General features: G+C 57.3%; 18 protein-coding genes. 10 read left to right on the forward strand and 8 right to left on the reverse strand.

Annotated features, from left to right (window positions below):
• Positions 1 to 82 precede the first annotated feature (82 nt).
• On the forward strand, positions 83 to 934 hold the full coding sequence (locus AC0L2R_RS14180; RefSeq protein ID WP_473509649.1) for a sulfotransferase: 852 nt from the start codon (positions 83 to 85) through the stop codon (positions 932 to 934).
• A gap of 298 nt (positions 935 to 1,232) precedes the next feature.
• Here the strand turns inward: AC0L2R_RS14180 and AC0L2R_RS14185 are convergent, their stop codons facing one another.
• From AC0L2R_RS14185 to AC0L2R_RS14200, 4 genes are all read right to left on the reverse strand, one after another.
• Complete coding sequence (locus AC0L2R_RS14185; protein ID WP_473509651.1) at positions 1,233 to 2,729, reverse strand: lipopolysaccharide biosynthesis protein; 1,497 nt, start codon at positions 2,727 to 2,729, stop codon at positions 1,233 to 1,235.
• A 152-nt stretch (positions 2,730 to 2,881) separates the two neighbouring features.
• Positions 2,882 to 4,111 (reverse strand): glycosyltransferase, encoded by a 1,230-nt coding sequence (locus tag AC0L2R_RS14190; protein WP_473509653.1) that lies wholly within the window; start codon positions 4,109 to 4,111, stop codon positions 2,882 to 2,884.
• Positions 4,108 to 4,329, reverse strand: a complete 222-nt coding sequence (locus AC0L2R_RS14195) for a hypothetical protein (RefSeq protein ID WP_473509655.1) — start codon at positions 4,327 to 4,329, stop codon at positions 4,108 to 4,110. The genes AC0L2R_RS14190 and AC0L2R_RS14195 overlap by 4 nt, the downstream gene beginning before the upstream one ends.
• A 13-nt stretch (positions 4,330 to 4,342) precedes the next feature.
• Positions 4,343 to 5,593: a glycosyltransferase gene (locus tag AC0L2R_RS14200; RefSeq protein ID WP_473509657.1), complete on the reverse strand. Its 1,251-nt coding sequence runs from the start codon at positions 5,591 to 5,593 to the stop codon at positions 4,343 to 4,345.
• Between the two features lie 444 nt (positions 5,594 to 6,037).
• Here AC0L2R_RS14200 and AC0L2R_RS14205 point away from each other — a divergent pair, with 444 nt between their 5' ends.
• The 4 genes from AC0L2R_RS14205 (at position 6,038) to AC0L2R_RS14220 (ending at position 10,025) form a co-directional block, all read left to right on the forward strand.
• Positions 6,038 to 7,135, forward strand: coding sequence for a polysaccharide pyruvyl transferase family protein (locus tag AC0L2R_RS14205; RefSeq protein ID WP_473509658.1), 1,098 nt, complete (start codon positions 6,038 to 6,040; stop codon positions 7,133 to 7,135).
• 464 nt (positions 7,136 to 7,599) lie between these two features.
• Positions 7,600 to 8,337, forward strand: a complete 738-nt coding sequence (locus AC0L2R_RS14210) for a class I SAM-dependent methyltransferase (RefSeq protein ID WP_473509660.1) — start codon at positions 7,600 to 7,602, stop codon at positions 8,335 to 8,337.
• A gap of 57 nt (positions 8,338 to 8,394) precedes the next feature.
• Positions 8,395 to 8,613, forward strand: coding sequence for a hypothetical protein (locus AC0L2R_RS14215; protein WP_473509661.1), 219 nt, complete (start codon positions 8,395 to 8,397; stop codon positions 8,611 to 8,613).
• 260 nt (positions 8,614 to 8,873) lie between these two features.
• Positions 8,874 to 10,025 carry a glycosyltransferase gene (locus AC0L2R_RS14220; RefSeq protein WP_473509663.1) on the forward strand — a complete coding sequence of 384 codons (1,152 nt, stop codon included), beginning with the start codon at positions 8,874 to 8,876 and terminating at the stop codon, positions 10,023 to 10,025.
• Between the two features lie 372 nt (positions 10,026 to 10,397).
• Here AC0L2R_RS14220 and AC0L2R_RS14225 read toward each other — a convergent pair whose 3' ends face one another.
• The gene (locus tag AC0L2R_RS14225; RefSeq protein WP_473509665.1) at positions 10,398 to 11,765 is read right to left on the reverse strand and encodes an exopolysaccharide biosynthesis polyprenyl glycosylphosphotransferase; all 1,368 of its coding nucleotides are present in this window, start codon (positions 11,763 to 11,765) and stop codon (positions 10,398 to 10,400) included.
• 392 nt (positions 11,766 to 12,157) lie between these two features.
• On the opposite strand from AC0L2R_RS14225, the gene AC0L2R_RS14230 reads away from it, so the two are divergent.
• The 3 genes from AC0L2R_RS14230 (at position 12,158) to AC0L2R_RS14240 (ending at position 14,883) form a co-directional block, all read left to right on the forward strand.
• Positions 12,158 to 12,880 (forward strand): Crp/Fnr family transcriptional regulator, encoded by a 723-nt coding sequence (locus tag AC0L2R_RS14230; RefSeq protein ID WP_473509667.1) that lies wholly within the window; start codon positions 12,158 to 12,160, stop codon positions 12,878 to 12,880.
• A 495-nt stretch (positions 12,881 to 13,375) separates the two neighbouring features.
• On the forward strand, positions 13,376 to 13,669 hold the full coding sequence (locus AC0L2R_RS14235; protein WP_473509745.1) for a hypothetical protein: 294 nt from the start codon (positions 13,376 to 13,378) through the stop codon (positions 13,667 to 13,669).
• A gap of 242 nt (positions 13,670 to 13,911) precedes the next feature.
• On the forward strand, positions 13,912 to 14,883 hold the full coding sequence (locus AC0L2R_RS14240) for a Vgb family protein (protein WP_473509669.1): 972 nt from the start codon (positions 13,912 to 13,914) through the stop codon (positions 14,881 to 14,883).
• 223 nt (positions 14,884 to 15,106) lie between these two features.
• On the opposite strand, the gene AC0L2R_RS14245 is transcribed toward AC0L2R_RS14240, so the two are convergent.
• The 3 genes from AC0L2R_RS14245 to AC0L2R_RS14255 all read right to left on the reverse strand — a co-directional run bounded on the left by AC0L2R_RS14245 (position 15,107) and on the right by AC0L2R_RS14255 (position 18,600).
• Positions 15,107 to 17,257: a GDSL-type esterase/lipase family protein gene (locus tag AC0L2R_RS14245; protein ID WP_473509671.1), complete on the reverse strand. Its 2,151-nt coding sequence runs from the start codon at positions 17,255 to 17,257 to the stop codon at positions 15,107 to 15,109.
• The gene (locus AC0L2R_RS14250) at positions 17,254 to 17,664 is read right to left on the reverse strand and encodes a hypothetical protein (RefSeq protein ID WP_473509673.1); all 411 of its coding nucleotides are present in this window, start codon (positions 17,662 to 17,664) and stop codon (positions 17,254 to 17,256) included. The genes AC0L2R_RS14245 and AC0L2R_RS14250 overlap by 4 nt, the downstream gene beginning before the upstream one ends.
• Positions 17,665 to 18,195: 531 nt before the next feature.
• Entirely contained in the window at positions 18,196 to 18,600 is a 405-nt protein-coding gene (locus AC0L2R_RS14255; RefSeq protein ID WP_473509675.1) for a hypothetical protein, read from the reverse strand.
• Here AC0L2R_RS14255 and AC0L2R_RS14260 point away from each other — a divergent pair.
• Positions 18,580 to 19,863 (forward strand): hypothetical protein, encoded by a 1,284-nt coding sequence (locus tag AC0L2R_RS14260; protein ID WP_473509677.1) that lies wholly within the window; start codon positions 18,580 to 18,582, stop codon positions 19,861 to 19,863. The genes AC0L2R_RS14255 and AC0L2R_RS14260 overlap by 21 nt on opposite strands.
• Positions 19,864 to 20,217: 354 nt before the next feature.
• Entirely contained in the window at positions 20,218 to 21,609 is a 1,392-nt protein-coding gene (locus AC0L2R_RS14265) for an SGNH/GDSL hydrolase family protein (protein ID WP_473509678.1), read from the forward strand.
• Positions 21,610 to 21,629: the final 20 nt, after the last annotated feature.

A 21,629-nucleotide genomic window follows, 5' to 3' on the forward strand; every position in this document is an offset into this window, starting at 1 on the left:
AGTATATCATAGGTTTCGGTTTAGCCTTTCAACGACAGCCAGGGAAAGTGTGTCACGCCTGATGCTATAACGGAGAAAGCAGATGCAGACCGCCGACAGGATCGGTGCTTCGCCTCTCACTAGGTCGGGCAAGGCTCTTCCGCCCAATGCGCTTCTATTGAATTGCTTTGGCCGAGGTGGGTCAAGCATTGTCTGGAATATCATCGGCAGTTCGCCGGATGTGTTGATGCCCAAGTACGAATGGCATGTGGGAGTGTTCGGACGTTTCTATAAGCTGCGCAAGGCTGCGTGCCGTATTGGCGGGGCCGTCAACTGGGCATCTGTTCCCGTCTTTTGGCGTCATATGCGCGCAGCGACTGCCGAGACCGTCCTCCCCGGGGAGCGCAACGAAAAGGCCCAAGCACGCTACGTCGTTTTGAAGGTGATGGATTACTACATCGCATTCGACGACGCGATTGCGCGCGGCTTTATGGAAGCGCGGAACCTTGTGCTTACGCGGCATCCATTACCGATGTGCGAAGGGCTGACACGCAGCGGTCTCAGCGAGGCAAGCGCGATCAAATGGTACAATGATGTGACTAGCCTGATGTTCAAAGCTTCGAGGAAGCGTGATGCGCTATCGCTTCGATTCGAGGACTTGATCCAATCACCGGATGCGTTTGTCAGAAGCCTTTACGACGCGCTCGGCATAGCGGCAGCGGAGGACGGAAAGATCAGGTTTAAGGTTAAATCATTTGGGACGGCGCGAAAGGCAAACGCAGACGCCGCAACTGGCGAAAAGCTGCGGATAAAATTGGACGAAGCATCCGATTACATCGCACCAGACGTCAACACCCGAGCGGTTGCCCGCCTCGATCGTTCAGCACGACAGCGGATTTGGGAAGGCACCCGCGCAACCGCGGAATTGTTCGATTATGGAGGTGATAATTTCTGACTTCGTGCGGTTAACGGCGTTTGCCGCCTGGCCCGGAACAGGCACGGGATAGGTATAGACAAGTTTCACGGTACTCAGTGCGTAGCGCCCGCTCGAGCACAGAGGAGCAGCGGTTCACCGCGCGCAAGTTCGAATTCCAATGAGTGAAAACGGCAATCGCCTCCTCGTCAAGGAGGCCGACCGTCTCAGGACCGCCGACTGTGTCTCCAATCCCCGTACTTATACGATGTGATTGATTGCGCACCCCAAATCGTCGGATGCTCAGTCTGAGAGGCGCCGAGTGTGCAGGTGCCCTGGGCTATGCAACCCTAATCCATTTAATGTTCTTGGATGTTAGAGTTTGCAAGACTTCCGCACCATGTTTTCCGAAGAGTAGCGACGCTCTCAGATAGACAGTGACAACGGACAATGTACCTATAACGAGAAGCCCGGTCGCGAGTACAAGATAGTCAGGCGATCCGGCAAGCAGCATTTTGACCGCCGAGCCGGTGGCGAACACCACAGCGGCGAATGCGACAGGCGGCACATGGACGAGCGCGAAATCCAGAGCTGATAATCCCGTTATCCGACTAGTTATCGCCGCATAAAGGAAAAAACTCGTCGCAATAGCGCCGGATACTGAAAAGGCTACTGCGTTCACGCCGTAGGGCGCCGAGAACAACGCGAATGAAGCGACAAGCGTCATGTAAATGATCTGCATGGAGGCCATTCGGTAACTTTGGCCCGTCGCAAGCGTCACGGCTGCGCACACTCTGTAACCCACGCGGAAATAAATTACTGCAGAGAATATGATAATGGGAGCTACGGCATCCGTCCATTTCTGGCCGAGGATTGTCAGAACAATCTCTTTTGCGAAACAGCATAGAAATGCGCTAGTCGGTAGAGCAAGCGCCGCCGTCAAAGCATACCCCTTGAGCTGAGCGCCGCATAGCCTAGCCTTGTCGTGATGAACCTTCGACAGGAGCGGAAAAATCACGCTCTTGTTCAGATTGCCGAACAGATTTGCTGGCATAGCAATCAGATAATACGCTCGCGAGTAAATGCCCAGCTCTGCAGTGCCGATCAACCGCGCGACTATAATATTATCGATATATTTGGCGGTGACGGATGATATACCAGCCAGCGAATAGCCCAGGCTCTGTCTGCGGATATCGCGATAGGACTGCATGTCGAAACTGGGCCTCACGAGATAGTCCCTGGCGATGAAGAAATAGATGCTGGCCAGGATCGATGCCTCGGCCATATACGCGACCACCAAGGCCCAATAGCTGAGTCCAAAATAGGCAAGCGGAATGGCTAGGCCGACATGGGAAGCAATCCAAGCGACCAGACTCGCTATGGACGATATTTTGAATTTCAGGTGCCGCGACAAAATAGCCTCGGCGGTCAAATTGAACGCGTTCGCGACCATCATCACCGCAAGGAGGCGCGAAATGAGGACCAATTCCGGTACATGAAGAAAATCGGCAATCTGCGGTGCAAACACCCATTGAAGCAAGCCGAGAATGGCAGCGATTATCATGGACAAGAAAACTACGGTTCCGATATGGCGCTCGTCGACGTCCCGTCGCTGGACCAGGACTTGCGACATGCCGAGATTGGCAATGTTATTGCCGACGGCTGCGATGATCAGCGCAACGCCGGCAACGCCGTACTCCTGGGGGGAAAGCAGGCGCGCGAGAACGGCCGTGACCAGGACATTCAAAAAGGTTCGGGCCAGCAATGTGGCACCCGACCACGAGAGGCCGTTGGCTGCCCTTCGTGTCAGGTTTTTATGTCTAGTTACCTCGTCCAAGTTGACCTGCTCCGGACTCTCCAATTGGATCGCCACGCTTCAGTGCATGCAAGCGTGCTCCAACCTCATGAGCTATTTTCTCGCCCACGCCTCGCGGGCCTCTCTCCGGCATCAATAGTCATCATTGCTTAGGCCGGCTTTTGGGTTGCTCCTTAATAACCTATCGCCTCACGATCTGGATGGCAGTGTCCCACAAGAGTGGCATACAACCTCATTTGCCGTGTTGCGACGCTTTCCATGCTGAATCGCGCATTGACTGTTTGTACTGCGCGCCGCGCCATCTCATCGCGCTCGGCTTCCGATAGGCTGAGCGTGCGAAGAAGAAGTCCGCAATACTCCGCATGCGAGCGAGCCAAGAAGCCGCTGCGCTCATGCTCCACGACGTCGGACGCACCGCTGACGTCGGTGATGATCGGGACCACGCCGCAACTCATGGCCTCGAGCAGTGCGTTTGACATGCCTTCCGTAATCGAAGTGGAAAGATAGAAATCAGCCTCCCGCAGAAAGGGAAAGACATCTTCGACCGCGCCGGCGAAAGTGACCCTGCTGGAAAGGCCCAACCGGGCCGCCTGCTCCTCGAGGGTGGCGCGGCACTGGCCATCGCCCAGGATGGTGAGTTGCGCCTTTGCGTCGGCGGGAAGTGCCGCGAACGCATCGATCATGTGCTCGATGCATTTTTCAGGATCGAGACGGCCAAGGCAGATAAAGCGTCGGCTGCCATCGGCGCTCGGCTCGCAGCGCGGCTTGCGGGGCAGATCGATCCCATTCGGAATCATATGAATGCGATCCGCGCCGATCCCATGTCTCTTCAGATCACCAGCGATTTGGCGGCTATTGGCGATGAAGGCCGTGATGTGACGTTTAATCAAGGCGGACGCCCAGCGACCGATGATTTTCTTTTCGCGCACAGAGTCGAGATCGAAATACCGTCCGCCCCGGCCCAATTTTGCGAGAACCGGTTTGCGCAAGAGGGCTCCTGCCAATGCCGCCGGAACAGCGTGAAGTCGGGCATGGATGATATGTACGACATCGAATTCGTCGCGACGGCGCAGCATCCAGATCACGACCTGGACACACCACGACAGGAACGACAGCATATGCCGCCCGCCCAAATACGGAGCCGCGCGCAAACGAAGGCGATGGATGGGCACCCCGTCGATGGCGGACCGTTTCGGGGTCGAGTGCGACAGTCTGGGTGCCAGAATGGTTGCGGAAACGCCGCTTTCAACCAGCACCCGAGCAAATCGCCGCGCCTGTTGTTCGCCGCCGCCATATGACTCAGGAAAATAGGTTGGGAGCACGAGCAGAACACGTATGCTGGGAAGAGCTTCGGCTCGCGGGGTCTTCATCGGATAAGCGGAGGCAACTTCTGCTGCAATCATGTCAATCCGCCGGATAGAGTGCCTGGAGCCAAGGCGGCCACCAAGATTACAACCCCGTCCCATGTGCAAAAAGAAGATGCCTTCTTCGGCATCTTACCGCCTTCCAGCGCATCGATCCCCTTGTCGTCTAGATCGACGCACTCCACCTCATCCCCGAAATCGGCAAAGTATGCACCGCCAACCAATCCGGCAAGCTGCCCGATCACCGTCAAACGCATAGGCTGCACCCGTTCACCGCGGAAGCGCCACATTTCGGACAGGAGGTGTTGTTGATACTCTCTTGCTTGCCCGATGCTGGCCAAGAGCCTCGCGGTAAATGGCATCGGTCCGCTTGCCCATCAGCTTGACGTCCCAACTCGAAAGATCCGTCGCCGCGGCGGCACCTTGGGCGAGGCAGGCCAGCATTGCACGATCCTCCAGGAGGGCGGCAATGGCGTCGGCCATGGCTGCCAAATCATCCGCGGGTGTAATCACGCCGTTGATACCAGGGCGGAGCACTTCGCGAAGACCTGGCAGATCGCAAGCGACGCAGGGCTTGCCACCGGCGAGATATTGCATGACCACGCGGGGCAATCCCTCCCGCATGGAACAGAGCAGGCAGAGATCCGCGAGCGCGATCAGCCGCTCGGGGTCGTCCCGATAACCGGTAAAGACCACTTGTCGCTCGAGCCCAAGCCGCTTGGCCTGCGTTTCCACGGCCGAGCGAAGCGGCCCGTCGCCCGCGAGCACAAGCACCGCGTCGGGTAACCGGACGGCGACTTTGTTGAAAGCGTCCAGAAATTCCGTGTGTCGCTTGCGTGGCTCGAAAGCCGCAATCATCAAAAGCACGGAAGGGCGCGGTGCGTCCGGGGTCAAGCGCAACAAATTGCGCCAACCGTCGGGCGGACCGGCGTTGCGAAAACGATCGAGATCGAATCCGGAATGGACGACATAATGCTTGTCTGGATGTCCCACTCCTGCGCTCAAGCATAAGCCGCGGATGCCCTCGCTCACACTGATGAACGCGCTGGTGATCGGCGCTGCCAGCTTTTCCAAGGCGAGATAAGCAAGCCGCTCGGCGACGCCGACATTGACAAAAGGCACGATATGCACGCCATGAACGATCGCTGGAACGCCCGCCGCCCACGCGGCGAGACGCCCGAGAATGCCTGCCTTGCTGGTGTGCGTATGCACGATGTCGGCATTGAAGGCGCGGAATCTCCGGATGAGCGCCAACAATGCCCTCATGTCGGAGACAGGCGAAATGGACCGTGTCAGGCCCGGGACGCCAATGAGTTCCACCCGCGGGTCCACTTTAGCTATGATTTCCGGCTCGACCGTCTCGCCATGTAGCAGGACAACATCATGCCCCCCTTGCGCGGCCCAATTGCAGGAATGGACAGTATTCTCATCAGCACCGCCATTGATGAGACGGGTGATGACATGAGCGATACGCAGTCGACGCCCCAAGTCAATATTGCCTTCGGCATCCTGTAGTTTCATATCGCCGCACCGATCGCGCTAAATCCATCCGTTGGGTGCGTTCCAACGCCCAGCCGCGCTTTTGGTCCATGCGTCCCGATATCGGTGCTACTGCATTGGAGTGACATGCCACGCCTCGGTGGTGTATGCCGTATGGAGATGAACCCCGAATCCTAAGTGTGCCCCTTCCTTCTTGGGCCATGGCACATGCAGTCCGTAAGGAGGGTTATTCCAACGGCTTCCAGTCGATCAGATTCTAACTTGTTGGATTTAAACGTCTCTGAGAACTGCCGCTGTTACCCCGGGCACAGCGGAGTGATTATTTCGTGGTATACCTTGCACCAATACTTCTGCCTTATCGCGTTTTCGCGAAATCGGATCGGAACCAGACTCGTTCAAAAAAGTTAGTCGCGTTCACCCGTTCGCGCACAAGCCCGAGCGCCGAGCACCTCAGAGGAGCGCAGCATGACGACGGTTCTCCGGGTCGGGATATTTGGCTTTTACAGCTATCAGAATCTCGGCGACAACATCATGGCCTATCTTTTTTCCAAGTGTGTAAAAGATGAGGGGCATGATCCAATAGTCTATGCCAAGCAGCGCTCCGAAAAAATGGACTGGGGTTTTCAGATATGCTCTGATATCAAAGAATTTGTCGAGTCTGTCGATGTAATTATATTTGGTGGAGGCGGCTTACTTATCCCTAGGCCACAACCTTCTGAAGTTGTGAATGATTTCAACAATGACCTTGGCCTTATTCTGGAATACACTCAAGAAAAATTAATAAAGTTATTTGCCTTTTCCATAGGAGGCGCAGGAAAAGACGTCGATGAAATTGTACCCGTTGCGCGCCAAGAACTTATAAGACGCCTAGATTATGTAACACTGAGAAATCGCGAGGATCTAAAACTCCTCACTCAAGCGAACACCGAAGGCGAGTTCTTGGACGATGTCGTATGGACGACCTCCCGCAGAATTTCTGGAAGTAGACATGTCAAAGGGCGCTCGCGTCTACGTGTAGGGCTCAATATCTACCTTGGTTCGTCCCGTCGGTCTCGGCTGGCAAAACGCATACTGCAGATTGCAACACGAATTCGCAAAGATATAGATTTCATTTTCTATGAAATAAATCCAAAGAAAGATGGATATTTCGGAGCATTTTGCGCCAACCTGTCGCAAGACAATTGCAGCAGCAAAATTTTAACTGACGTGGAAGATGCGTGTGGCGAGGCGTCTTCGCTTGATCTGCTGATTACCACTCGACTGCACTTTGGCGTAATTGCAATGAGCTACGGCGTTCCATGTATTGCATATTCGGGAGCGGAGAAAACAAGACTCTTGTACGAGCGTATCAACAGATCCTCTTTTTTCTGGAGAATCGGGGATATTCATAAGCTGCTTTTTCTGTTTCTATTTCCAGGCGCCATACAAAAGATCTTACGCGACGGTAGCGAGGCTATTAACCCCGTGATTGTAGAAAATGCGATGCAACACTACACACGACTGTCGCAGTCGCTTGAAGGGGTAGTCGGAGCTTCTTCCCGCTCGGTGCATCATCTGCAATAAGGCTCTTTGCCGAGCGCATCGATCATGTCGCTCGGACGTTTTTCCGGATAGAGGCGGCCAAGGCAGATAGAGCGGAGGCTGCCATCGGCGTTCGGTTCGCGGCGCGGCTTGTCGGGCAGATCGGATCCAATTCGGAATTGGCTTCCAATCTTAGAGACGGGTCGCTGTTACCTTGGGCACAGCGGAGCAATTTTTTTCCGATACACTTATGTACTGGTGGTTCTGCGTTTGCGCGGAACCGGACTCGTTCAAAGAAGTCAAGGCAAGGCTCTAATGAACGGGATGCCTTACCCGTCACGGATGGGAGCCATGGGAGGGGGACCAGCAGCTTGCGGATCTTTCGCGTGCCCCAAAGCGACTTCTTGTCGTCTTAAATGTGTTCGCGGCGAAGGCCCGAAGGATTGTCAGTTTAAATGATAGTAGCGGTGTGACTCTACGATCAGCTTTGGTGAGGAAGGACAAAAATGGAAGTCCTCTCATATCTTAGAGCAACTCAGGAGCGGACCCAATCGTGCGGTGAGGCGGCCATCGCAGCCCTGCAATTGGTTCGGCTGTACGACGCAGCGGCTGCGCGACCGAATGGCACATTTCTAGAACTTGGGACGGATCGGGGACAGGCCACTAAAATGATTCTCGCTGCCTGCGAGAAGAACGGCGGGAACCTGGTCTCGGTCGATATCCGGGATTGCTCAAGTGCTGCAGTTAGCTGTCGCTGGACCTTTGTTCAGGCAGACTCCACAGATCGCAAGGCCATCCTAAACAAAGCGCCCATTCTGGAGGATGGGATCGATTTAGTCTATGTCGATAGTCTGCACACGCCAGAACACGTCTTGAACGAAGTGTATACGTGGTTCAGCCTGGTTCGAAAAGGAGGCACAATCTGCTTTGATGATATTGATCCGAACCCATATATGCGAGGGCGAAGGAAGGACAATCCCCAAATTGAGATTGCTAACCGAAGGATTTTTTATGCAGTTCAGAGCGTATTCTACGACAACTTAGACCAGCTTCAGATGACGGTAGACTTCGGTAGTACCGGCCTTGCGATGCTCAGGAAAACATCTGAGATTGGATCGGAACTCAAGCCGTTCCACCATTTGCCTGCAGAACGCAATAGTACGTTTCTGGCGAAGCTCAGCGTGCGGTTTGGAGAAAGATACTACGCGCACAAAGGCGATGGATCGGACTTTTTGACAGCGTGAAGCGCTTTACCCGTCCGGGATGGGAGCCATGGGAGGGGAGCTTGCGGGATATTTCGCGTGCCCCAACGCTACTTCTTGTCGATGTCCGCCGGCAGCTGGTTGAGGCGCGCGAGCCTGCATTCGATCAAGACCATTGTCTCTTCCCTGGTCGGCGGATCCTACGGGGATTGGAGTCGAGATGCATCACGTGCCGTGCGGGATGCCATCGGCAGCAAGCTCTATTCCGGAACTTCTGAGATACAGCGCAACATTATTGCTGGCTGGCTGGGGCTTTGATGACGGCTGTGGTCAGAACCTGTCCGTGAATAGGCGGCGTGTGCTGCCGCTGGGCCTGCCCTCAGTTCGCGAAGAAGGGCGACGCTCGATTTTGGTAAGGCAACCGGAGAGTGGTACTATCGCAAACCCATGGAGCCACCGGGGCGAGGGGGCTTTTGTCGTTCGACTTGTGTGCGTCCGCCCAGCCCGTGGTCTCCGAACTTGCGGCTCAGAGGCGAAGAGCCAGACCTGCGGTAACGCGTGAAAGATAGGCTTTGTGGATGCGGCTTCTCTATATACATTCTGCGCACATCCCGGCGCCGGCCGCCAATGCGGTACAGGTCGCAAAGATGTGCCATGCATTTCGGGTTGCCGGAGCGGAGGTCCTGCTAGCGCTTCCACGCGCCTCCATGAATTCACGGGATCATTATGAAAAGATCGGGCGCGAATACGGATTCGCTACCGAGTTCCCATTCCGTGTTCTCCCTGTACCCTTTTGGCCTGTGCCCGGCCGGGAGCTTTTTTTTGCTGTGCTGGCGCTGCTTGCTGCGGTCTGGCTGCGGCCGCAAGTCGTCTTTACACGCTCGGCTACTGTAGCGCTTGTTTCTGCCGGACTTTTCGGGTTCACGACCGTTTTTGAGCTGCACGACCCGATTGGCAGTTTGAGCAGACGTCAGCGTCAGCGCCTTGCCAAACTGATAGGCCTGGAGGCATTCCGTATGCTGGTCGTCACGTCGCAACGTCTGCGGGACGACAGCATCCGCCTCTTTCCTCAACATGCGGGAAAATTTTTCATCGCGCCCAATGGCGCGGATCCTGTTCCGCCGAATGTCGAGCCATGCAGCCTCAGCGGCACGTTCAAGGTTGGTTATGTCGGACACCTGTATAAGGGAAAAGGCATGGAGATAATAAGCGCTATTGCGCCTCGATGCGGCTGGGCGACATTTCACATCGTCGGGGGAACTCCAGGCGATATAGAGTATTGGACATCGAAGCTGGCCAAATGCCCGAACACAGTGTTTCACGGCTACGTTCCTCACGCCGCGACATATGCCTACTTGGCCGAAATGGACGTTGTCCTCGCACCCTATCTTAGAGATGTAGAGGGCCAGGGCGGCGGTCGAAATATCGCTGAGGGAATGTCGCCGCTCAAGCTCTTCGAATATATGGCGCATGGCAAACCCATAGTGTCCTCCGACCTGTCAGTTATACGAGAAGTTTTGAGGGATAGCGTCAACAGCGTTCTGGTGTCGCCAGACAACCCGTCCGACTGGGTCAAAGCTCTTCAGCGTCTGCGCGAAAACAAGGCGCTTCGGGATCAGATTGGTCAGCAGGCGAAGGCAGACTTTCTGTCCAGGTACAGCCGCATCGCACGCGCAACCAACATTCTAGAGGAAATCAAGAGCCGAATGCCGTCGAGCGGAAGCTCATAGGACTGCACAATTTCTCGTGTTGAAGGCGGCTGCGCCGCCCAGCAAGCCTGCTCTTCGTTCGCCGCAATGAGCCCGTGGTCCGTCCTGAAACGTTGAATGGCAAGATCCGACTGCCCCCGGCTTTTTGCTGAGGTTCCGTCCTGTGGTGCTCCGACCATCTCCCCGCGTCGCGTTGATTTTCGCATTTGAGCTAAATTTAGCCTGCGAGATGCGCCACTGTCCGGCGACTGAACCGGCGCGAACCCGATTGTGAGGCTTGATGTACTCGCTGGCGGCGGGATCGCCCGAAGCATCAGAATCAAAATTATCCGGTCAATCGGTTGGAAGATGGGATACATATATCCATTTGGCTTCCTGAGAAGCTGCTATACATCAATAGACATTACGATCCGAAAACATCACTAGAGCAGTCTTCCAAATTATCTTAATGTCGAGAAGCATGCTCCAGGATTTTATATACCAGAGGTCATGCTCAACGCGTTTTTCCATCCTCCAGAGTTCCTTCGTTTCCCCTCGAAAGCCATTGATCTGAGCCCAGCCTGTCAAACCGGGCTTTACATGATGGCGATAAGCATAGCTCGCAATGATCGCACTATAGGTATCATCATGAGCGATGGCGTGAGGTCGGGGCCCAACCAGGGACATCTCCCCGCGAAGCACGTTGAACAATTGCGGCAGCTCGTCGAAGTTTGAGCGGCGTAATATTCGGCCGAGTCGGGTGACCCGCGCATCATTACGCTGAGCCTGGCGAATTTGTTTACCGTTCTCCTGCACCGTCATCGATCGGAATTTATAAATATTGAACGGCCTGCCACCAAAACCTCGTCGCATCTGCCGGAACAGCACAGGGCGACCGTTCTCGAGCGCTATGGCACAAGCGACCAAGGCCATCAACGGACACACGAACAGCAGTGCCAGGGATGCAACTGCAATGTCGAACAACCGCTTGAGCAGGCGTTCGGCAGGCCTCAACGGCACACGCTGGACTTGGAAGGCTCGCTGCCAGCCGGTGTGCAGCGGGCTACCAGCCAGAATTCTATCTATGTAGGCGTCGGCGAAAAGATAAATCGGCAGCGGGAGGCGGGACATTTCCTCCAGGATGCGTTCGATCAACTTCCGCTGGTCCCAAGAGCAAAAGAGATAAACTGCCCCATACGAGCCATTACGGAACGCAGCTTGTGCAGCTGCGACGGCGGAATGCACCGATCGTGCTGCGATCGTGCCATCATCGTTCTCGATGTTCGAAACACCACAAACCGCGATGCCCTGTTGCCCAAGCTTGTTGATGATCCCCTGTTCCTTTCCCGGAACGCCAGAGTGAAACAGATAAACTGTGCGCAACACGAGTTTCTCAGCCACCAGAAGCCGTTTCAGCCCACGCGCTAGAACCGCGTGGCCAGGCAGCAGGATTGCGAATCCGACCGCAAACGCCAGCGTCAAGGAGCCGCGCGAGAACGTCGACGTCGTCTTCGTGAGAAAGGCGAGCCAGAGAATTGAAAAGAAAACAAACAGCCAGCCGCTAAAGAGTGTTTTGATCCTGCAGTGATCGTCCAGGATGCCACTAACCGTGTAGGCGCCCCTGGCAGTCATGAATGCGACCAGCAACAGGCCGGCGGTAACACTTAGGCAGATCGAATCCCAGACATCCGGCGGCCTCACCTCGAAGGCCCTATGATAGAGCTCAATTGACGCAAGAAGTATTGTCTGTCCAAGGAGGAAATCAGCAGTTGCGAGAAACACGCAAACTGCTCCCACGGGGAGCCGTAGCGGCTCTACGCTCCGCTTCCAGAGCGCACGCGACGCCTCGGTTGGTGCATGCCGCATAAGACGACCCCCCGAATCCTGTTGCATCCCTTCTCCTCTATGGGTCATGGCACACGCCATCCCATAAGGAAGGAGGGGGTTATCCCAACGGCTTCCAGTCGGTTAGATTTGATTTAAATGTCTCAGAGACATGTCGCTGTTACCCCGGGCACAGACGAGTCGCTATTTTATCGTATTCTAATGTGTTAATATTTTCTGCCTTGACGCGTTCGCGTGAGAACGGACTGGAGGTCGGACTCGTTCAAAACAGGTGGTCCAGGCAATGCTTTAGGGGGCTGGGGCGCTTACCCTATCAGGGAGAGGGAGCCATGACAGAGAATGGCGCTGAGGTTCGAGTCAAACAGCTGAACAACATACGCTTATTTCGGCAATTTGGACAAGATACTCTTAGTGAAATGGCGAAAGCAGCCATCCTACGGAGGGTTCCTAAGAATAAAGTCTTAACTCACCTTGGGGATATACCGCGTTATATTTACTATATAATTCGCGGAAAAGTGCGTCTTAGTGTCCCCCTCTCAGACGGCCGAGAATTCATCTTTTCCGATCTTGGTCCTGGTGACACTTTCGATTTGACTAGATTGTTCATCGCGCGACACAGTAACATGAACGCTGCGTCAGTCGTGGACAGCGACTTGCTCCAAATCGAAGCAGCTTTCATGGCTAGTGTCTTCGACAAGCACCCGGATCTCGCACTGAAAGTGATCCCGTACTTGTGCCAAGCAACGCACGACGCGCAAGAGCGAGTGATCCACAGTGCGTCGAATGCCCTATCCATTCGATTGGCGAGCACGGTCTTGCGATTGATTGAGACCCCGCACAGCACGGCTACCGTGAATGGAACTCAGAGAATCCACATTTCGCAGACCGACCTCGCGGCAATGATCCCGGCGTCTCGAGCGAAAGTGAATCGTTGCCTGAGAGAATGGGAACGGCGGTATCTGACCCAATACGACCGCGGCTCGCTGACGATTCTCAATCGCACCGCATTAGAGTCTGTTGCTCTTGGCTACTCGCGTTTGATCGTTCAATGATGCCTTGCCCGTGTGCTCGGCATCTCCACGCCATCCTCCGGGAACCTCGGATCGTTCGGTAAAGTCCTTTACGTCGGCGTCGTAGGTCGCCGCACTGGACACTGCCGGCGAGATGGCAACGCACTCGCGCAGCCCCGTGCGTCCCCACGGGCCCTCGGCTCCCGGTGGAATTGGTGCGTCGCCAGACCGGCCGGCGCAACCTCCTGGCCCAGATGCGGCTCGGCAGCTTGCGAAATGAGGCAGCTGAGGGTCGACTGTTTGCCCAAGCGGTCAGCTTGCTGCTGGAACGCGTCGGCAAAGAATTGTGGCTCGGCGTCAGGAGCCGCCCAGCCAGCTGCCGCAAGCGACTGGCAATCGCCGGCGCTTTTTTGTGCCGCCCGAGATTGGCCACGCAGAGAGCACCGCCATTCTTTTGCTGTGCGCGATGCGACTTTGCTGTTGGGGAATCCGGGATTATTATCGGCTCCGCCCATGTACATCACGTCGGTGGAAAAAATGGGTCTGCAAGCCTTCAGAGGTTCGATTGCGAAATCACAGCCGCCCGCCGGCTTGAGTCCTGCCCTGCAGGCGCTGTGGTGGGATGCAAAGGGCGATTGGGATAAGGCGCACGAGCGTGCGCAACTGCGCGACGATACGGCTTGTATGCGCGTGCATGCCTACCTGCATCGCAAGGAAGGCGATCAATCCAATGCGGAGTATTGGTATCGTCGCTGCGACGCCGCGCCGTCGACGTTGACGCTTGATGAGGAATGGCAAGAGTTGGCGCGGGAACTTTTGCGGCAAAGCTGACGCCTTCGGCACGCCAAGTCCAATTGCGGGCCGCGGTTGCGTCGTCGTAACGCAGGTTTCCCACGATGCTACCGCCTATCGACGATTCTGGGCTTGCAGGCCTAGGCGAGGGCAGGGGCTGCACTAGCTCCTGACTTTGATCAGCAAGCGGCACGGCGAGCCCGCCATCTCCGCAGTGGCGCGAAAAGGATATTTGGATCGCTCGCTGTGCAAATTGAAACGCGCGATGTGAGGAGTTCGCCATGTTTCGTAGGATTGCGTCGGCGCTGTTCGCCGCGCTGCTCTGCTCGGTGGCCGCGCGTGCCGCCTCAGAGGAGGTCCGCTACTATCCCGTTCCGGAGGGCGCCGGCCCGCACGATGTCGCTCCGGCGCCGGATGGCTCCGTATGGTACACCGCCCAGGCACAGGGCGCGCTTGGGCGACTCGATCCTGATACAGGCGCCGTCAAGCACATCACCCTTGGCGACGGTTCGGCGCCGCACGGCGTGATCGTCGGTCCCGACGGCGCCGCTTGGGTGACCGACGGCGGCCTCAGCGCCATCGTGCGCGTTGATGCCGAAACGGAAGCGGTGAAGGCCTTTCCGCTCCCCGAGGGGCACGGCTACGCGAACCTCAACACCGCTTCCTTCGACAAACACGGGAGGCTCTGGTTCACCGGGCAGGAGGGCATCTACGGCAGGCTCGATCCGGCGAGCGGCAAGGTCGAGGTCTGGAACGCTCCGCGCGGTCGCGGCGCCTACGGGATCACAACCACGCCGTCCGGTGAGGTCTACTACGCCTCGCTCGCCGGCAACCATATCGCCAGGATCGATGTTTCGACCGGCGAGGCTTCCCCGATCGACCCGCCGACCGCGGATCAGGGCGCCCGCCGCGTCTGGTCGGATTCCAAAGGCCGCATCTGGGTCAGCCAATGGAACGCCGGCCAGGTTAGCGTCTTCGATCCGGCCGCAAATGATTGGCGCAGCTGGAAGCTGCCCGGAGATGAGCCCCAGGCCTATGCCGTCTATGTCGATGAACGCGACAAGGTCTGGCTCACCGATTTCAGCGCGAACGCCATCGTCCGCTTCGACCCGGAAACGCAGACCTTCGCGAGCTTCCCGTCCGACCGCGACAACGCCAACGTGCGCCAGCTCAACGGGCGCTCCGGCGAGGTATGGGGTGCGGAGTCCGGTACCGACCGCCTTGTCTTGATCGAGACCGAAACGGGCGAATAAAGCAAAAGAGGTCTAATGCATGTCGCGCAAAAGCATGCCCTCGGGCTTGAACCGAGGGTGTGCAGCGGTTTTGCGATAACGACATGCATAAAAACAACAACCTAAAGCGCGTCGCATGAGGCCCGGCCAAACGCGACGCGCTTTAGCCAACGACGAAGGGCAATTTGCGCGAAGAGACCGCATGTCAGCGACTGTCTTTGACATCGCGTCGGCAGATGCCGCTCTACACGAAGAGAGAATCGCTGTTCGAGATGCTTGCGACGAGGACACCGTTTAGCGAAAGCGTGTCACTGTCGGAGAAGACGATCAGCGTGTCGCTCCCGACCTGCCGGAGTTCGCTATATCTTTGGTATCCTGAAATCTCCAGGAGATCATCGCCGGAAAGGTCGAAGTCGGCGATGGTGTCGTGGCCATGGCCGGCGGCGAAGACGAAGCTGTCGTTTCCCGTTCCGCCGGTGAGGATATCGGTGCCAAGACCACCGACGAGCCGGTCCGACCCGCCGCGGCCGTCCAGCCGATCTGCGCCGCCGAGGCCTTCGAGCGTGTTGGCTGCGCCGTTGCCGACCATGGTGTTGGCGAGTTCGTTGCCTTTTGCCGCCAGATTGGCAGCCGACCTCAGGAAGAGGTTTTCGACGTTGTCGGCCAGGGTCCAGTTTATATAAGCGTGCGTCTCGTCGAAGCCGCCATTGTTCTCTTCGATGGTTTTGTCACCGGCATTGTCGACATGGAAGACGTCATCACCCGCGCCGCCGACAAGCGTGTCGGCGCCCGCTTTTCCGTTCAAGATATCGCTGCCGCCCATTCCATAAATGACGTCCGCACCGGGACCGCCGGTAAGCGTATTGTTGCCGTCGTTGCCTACGATTGACCCCGGCGGCGGCTCGTCGAGTGGATCGATCCAGACGAAATCCGCACTGCTCAAGGAGGCGCTGGTCACGCCTTTGAGGAGAACAGTGTCACTGTCGGAGAAGACGACCAGCGTGTCGCTCCCGACCTGCCGGAGTTCGCTATATCTTTGGTATCCTGAAATCTCCAGGAGATCATCGCCGGAAAGGTCGAAGTCGGTGACGGTGTCGTGGCCATGACCGGCGGCGAAGACGAAGCTGTCGTTTCCCGTTCCACCGATGAGGATATCGGCGCCAAGACCAGCGACGAGCCGGTCCGACCCGCCGCGGCCGTCCAGCCGATCTGCGCCGCCGAGGCCTTCGAGCGTGTTCGCTGCGCCGTTGCCCACCATGGTGTTGGCGAGTTCGTTGCCTTTTCCCGCCAGATTGGCAGACGACCTCAGGAAGAGGTTTTCGACGTTGTCGGCCAGGGTCCAGTTTGTATAAGCATGCGTCTCGTCGACGCCGCCATTGGTCGCCTCGATGGTTTTGTCACCGGCATTGTCGACATAGTAGACGTCATTACCCGTGCCGCCGACAAGCGTGTCGGCGCCGACCCCGCCGATGAGTTGGTCGGAGCCGCCGCGGCCCTCCAGCAAATCATCGCCAGCCAGCCCATCCAGCACATTGGCTCCCTCGTTTCCGCCGAGTTGGTCGGCAAAGGAAGAGCCTGTAAGATTTTCGATGCTGGTGAAGGTGTCGCGGTCGCTTCCGATACCGGTCCCGTCCAGGCCGAGATGTTGTTCCAGGGCGGCCATCCAATGTGAGGCGATTTTTGCATAGCCCCCGGCAGTCGGATGCAGCCCGCTGTCAAGCGGCGGCGCGGTGATGTCATCCGGTGTCAGATCACGCATGTCGACAAAGGCGATCTTGTGCCCCTGGGCGGCCAGTTCAGAGATCAGACCGGGCATTGCATCATTATACGCATCGACACGGTCTGCACGCGCTTGCGACTGTTGGCCGACGCGAACGGGAGGCAAGGATCCGACGAAGACGGTCAAGGCGGGATCGCTGGAGGTCAGGCTGAGCAAAAGGCTGCGCAAATCCTGCAGCATCGTTGGTACGCTGTCGGTCGAGCTGTCATTTGTTCCGGCAATCAGCAGGACGGCGTCGGGTTTCGTAGCGGCCACAACATCGTTGTCGATGCCGTTCAGTTGATTGAGCGTCCAGTTGCGGTGACCCTCGTGATCCCGATCGCCCATGCTGGCGGGTCCGTTGGACGAGGAACCGACGAAGTCGATCTTCACATTGAGTGCCGCCAACTGTTCCAGCATGAACTTCCGATACCCGCCGCTTTCGGTATCGGAAGAGCTCGCGATCACTCCATAGGTAATGGAATCGCCCAGCGGCAGTATCGACAGCACCTTGTAAGCATGGCCGGAAGCCAAATCGGCGATGACTCCACGGGACGAAGCGCCGTAGTTGACTGCGTCCGAACCGGCACCGCCGATGAAAGCGTCCGGACGGCTGCTGTCATAGAACACCGTCATGGTATTTTCTCCCCCTGGCAAAGCTGCTCACGGGCATGACCGCCTGGGCCGCAGCAGAAAGGCTCGAGATCGTCATAGCTGGTCGGCCGGTCGAGACCGATGCCGTAGAGGCCTTTCAGCCTGAACTCGTAAGCAAGCAACCGCGGCGTCTGCCCGAACCAGCTGTTGGTGCCGCCGACCAGGCCGATCGTGCAATTGCCGGCGTCCTCGTCCCGGATATTGCTGTTTGCGCCGCGTTCGAGCTGCCGATCATCCGTGTTGTGGCGTCCCCATTCGAGGGCGAGAACACGAGCTTTCCTCCGCCCGACGAACTGGTGCAGGAAAAAGGCTGAATCGAAACCAGCGCCGATCGCGATGACACCATGGTGCTCGTCGGCGACCTGTTTGGCCCGGGTGTCGAGTACCATTGTCCATGGCCTCTTCAGCCACTGACCCTGCACCTGACGCCGATGCGATCGGTTTTCTGCAGGTCAGCGAGACAAATTCAATGTTGCATCGCACTCTTAGGCACTGCAACATAATATTTGCCACTACTTTGGGTAGATTGGCAACATTTTTTTGAGCCTGCAATACCCTGGCTCGACACCGGGCACGGTGACGCGGGCGGCGATCGCTGTTGCTGTTGTTGTACCAAATTGCGACAGGTCGGCAATTTAACGCGGGCATTTATCGGTAATTGGCACAAATTGCGCGCGCGCATTGAGCCAGGGGCATCTTGAACTTTCGTCGTTGCCTGTGCGTTTAGGTTGTAGTACGCATCCTGTTGCAGTGCAGCAATATCCGGCGGCAACGTGCGGCGTGAGGGCTCATCCCGTCCCCCGGAAGGTGAGCACCGAAAACCGAACAGGTGAGGCGAAAATTCCGGAAGACGGGAGAAGCATGGGATGAGCATCGGAGCGGGCAGCGCCCGGCGTTGGCCGTCAGTCGGCATCGAGCGTTCACCCGTTGAGCGTTATGTCCTTGCAGCCCTTCTTTTTTTCCCGTTCCTGTGCGGGGTCGTTCCGATCCTGTTGTACGAGAAGGCGGCGTCCCGCGTGGCGTGGCACGATCCTGCCCTCGCCACGGTCAGCGCCATCGGGTTGGCTCTGCTTTGCTGCCTTTTTGCATTCGTGCGCTATCCCGCCGAGGCGCGGGCTGCGCGCATCATCGTGGTCGGCCTGGCGATAACGCTGGGCCTCTTCAGCTTCGGGCTTGGAGACGAACTCGGCATTGCCGACGCGGCTCGCGCCGACGCGTTGGGCAATGCACTCACATATGGTCGCCTGATCGCGCTTGCGGCGGCGCTTCTTTCGATCCTGCGGCCATCCTTTGCCATTTTCCCGATGGTCTATTTCGCCTTTCACAAGGATGTCACACGGGCAGTTTCCGATGCTGCGGAACTGGGCCGCAACGACTATGCGCCGTTGATTGAGGTCGGTCTCTTCCTGGCCTGTGGCCTGTTGGGCCTTGGTCTGCTGCAGAGCTTGAGCCGGCTGAAGCCCTTCACCAGGAACCTGCCCAGCCTTGACGAACTCGGAACCAGGAATTTCGCGGCCCAGGCTGCCGGAATACTGCTGCTGGCCGGGATCGGCGCCCATTTTGGCAACTACTTCATGTCCGGGATGGCCAAGGTCACGCTTGACGGAGGGCCGTTGAGCTGGATCCTCGAGAACCCGACCAGTTCCATCATGCTGGCCGGGTACGGCTTAGGCGCGGCCCCGTTGGGCTTTTCCGAATCGCTGCTCGCGCATGCCTATGAAGCAGTCAGGGCGGTCCAGATTCCGATGAATGTCGTTATCCTTGCTGCGCAGCTTCTATGCTTTCTCGCTTTTTTGCGCCGGCGGTGGCTCATCGGACTGACCGCATTCTTCGATATCATGCATATCGGGATCTTCCTTCTGAGCGGCGCCCTTTTTCTGCACTGGATCATCTTGAACAGTCTGATCGTCGCGGCTCTGACGAGAATGAAGGAAAGTTCGTTTTCCACGACTGCCATCGTAACCGGGATTGTTGTCACCATTTTCGGCGACGCGGTCTTTTATAACGCGCGGCTCGGCTGGTACGATTCAAGGCAAATCCGGCAAGCACATTTCGAGGCGCTGACGAAAGAAGGTGACTGGGTGCGGGTCGCACCGAGCTTTTTCCGCGACGCCTCCTATCTGCTCTATGCCCGTCACTTCGGCTATCAGGAATATCGTCGTGAATCCGGCCACGTTCCGACCTCAGCCTGGGGCCAGATCGGGATCAGGAAGGTGGGGCCGAAGTCGTCGGAAATTGCCTCGTCCAACTACGAGATCATGAAGCTTACGAACGAGTGCGCCTATCCAGTCGAACAGCCGATCACGCCGCCTGACTACGATGCGGCCCGCCCGGCGCCGTTTATTCTTGGCCAGCACAATCGCGCCGTGAACCTGGCGAGCTCGGCTGTTGCGGTCGGTTATAACTTCTATCCACACCATCATTATTCCATGCCGTTCCTGCACCGCGCTTTTGAGGCGCTGGAGCCTCGCGACATTGTTGCGTATCGATACCTGGTCGATACCGTCTGCCTCGATGTGGCGGATGGCAAGGTCGTGCGGCGGGTCATGACCCAGACATTGGGCCCCAGGATCGATGTCCGCCAGTGAATCCGGCGAGGGCGCTGCGATGGTTGCCGCCGACCGATCTCCTCCTGCCAATTTCAAGGGTTTGCAATTAGCCACAAGCCACCACGTCTTCGTCATCCCAGGGTCTGCGCCGCGTCGCTTCGCTCCTTGCTCCGCCCTGGGATGACGAAGGGAGGGATGTTTCAGCCAATCCTAGAGGTTTGCGATTTGCCACTGAAATTGGCTGAGAGAATTGTCGACGGTCGCTGCCGATCGGCCCAACTGTCAAAATTACTGTCCAGAGGAACTAGTTTCCACGCTCGCAAATCCTTGCTCCTGACGCTGGTCCAAAATTGCCACGGAAGTCGAATTTCATTCCCTAGGCAGCCCGTCATAATGAGCCCGGCGGCGGCATTACCAGCATGTCTCGAGGAGGAGATAAAAATGCGGCTTAACAGGCCTTTGGTTTTCACGGATAAGGTTTCATCGGAGCTTTCTACCGCCGCAGGGAGGAAACGGCGTCGACGTCAGATCATCCTGATATGTGCAGCTGCGGCGGCCGGTTCCGCGATTGCAGGTTTTTCGGCACAAGGCGCCGAAGAGGCAGCCTGGATCACCACTTGGGCTGCCGCACCTGCTCCGCGCTGGTCGGATGATCTTCCTGCGCCTTTCGGCGTGCCGGAGGTATTGGAGAACCAGACCGTCCGCCAGGTCGCCCGCATCAGCGTTGGCGGCAATAGCGTGCGGGTCGTGCTGTCGAATGCTTTCGGCGAAAAGCCGCTGACCATCGGCGCCGGCAGCGTCGCAATAGCAGGCAAGGGCGGCAAGGTCGATCAGGCGACCTTGAAGCCTCTGACCTGGGGCGGCAATAGTTCTGTGGTCGTTCCGCCGGGAGCTCCGATTCTCAGCGACCCCATCGCTCTCTCGGCAGAAGCGCTTTCCGAAATCTCGGTCAGCATTTTCCTGCCGAAGAAGACGGCGTTGTCGTCGGTGCATTGGGATGGCGTGCAAACCGCCTACATCTCCGGCCCGGGCAATTTCGCAAACGACGCGGCATTCAAGGCTGACAGCACACTCAAATCACGCCTGTTTCTGAGCGACATTTGGGTTGATGCCGCGCCGGAATCCCAGGCGGTCGTGTTTTTCGGGGATTCCATCACCGATGGGAATTGCTCGACCCCCGACGCCAACAATCGCTGGCCAGACCATATCGCCAAGCGATTGCAGGAGGCCAACCGCGAGGTCGCGGTGGTCAACGAAGCCTTTTCGGGCAATCGCGTGTTGACCGACGGTATGGGTGTCAATGCCTTGGGACGTTTCGATTCTGATATACTGAGCCATCCCAAAGTCTCGACCGTCGTCCTTATGATGGGCATCAACGATATCGGCTGGCCCGGCGAAAATGCAATCACGCCGGACGACAAGGAACCGACGGCGCAAGACATCATCACCGGATACAAACAACTCATCGATCGCGCGCACGCCCATGGCATACGCATTGTCGGCGCGACGTTGACCCCCTTCGCCGAAACCTTCAAAGGACTTCCCACCGAGGGTTACTACACGCCCGAGAAAGAAAAGATTCGCGTCGCGGTGAACGAATGGATCCGCACCGGCGGCGGCTTCGATGGCGTGGTCGACTTCGATAAGGTGATGGAAGACCCGGCCAAGCCGGGGTATCTGCGCGACGACTACGACTGCGGCGATAACCTCCATCCCAACGACGCGGGATACAAGGCAATGGCAGACGCGGTCGATCTCGACGTCCTGTTGGGTTCAGCCAAGTAGTCGGCTGACGCTGCTGACCT

This window comes from Mesorhizobium sp. WSM4820 (genome assembly GCF_055811075.1).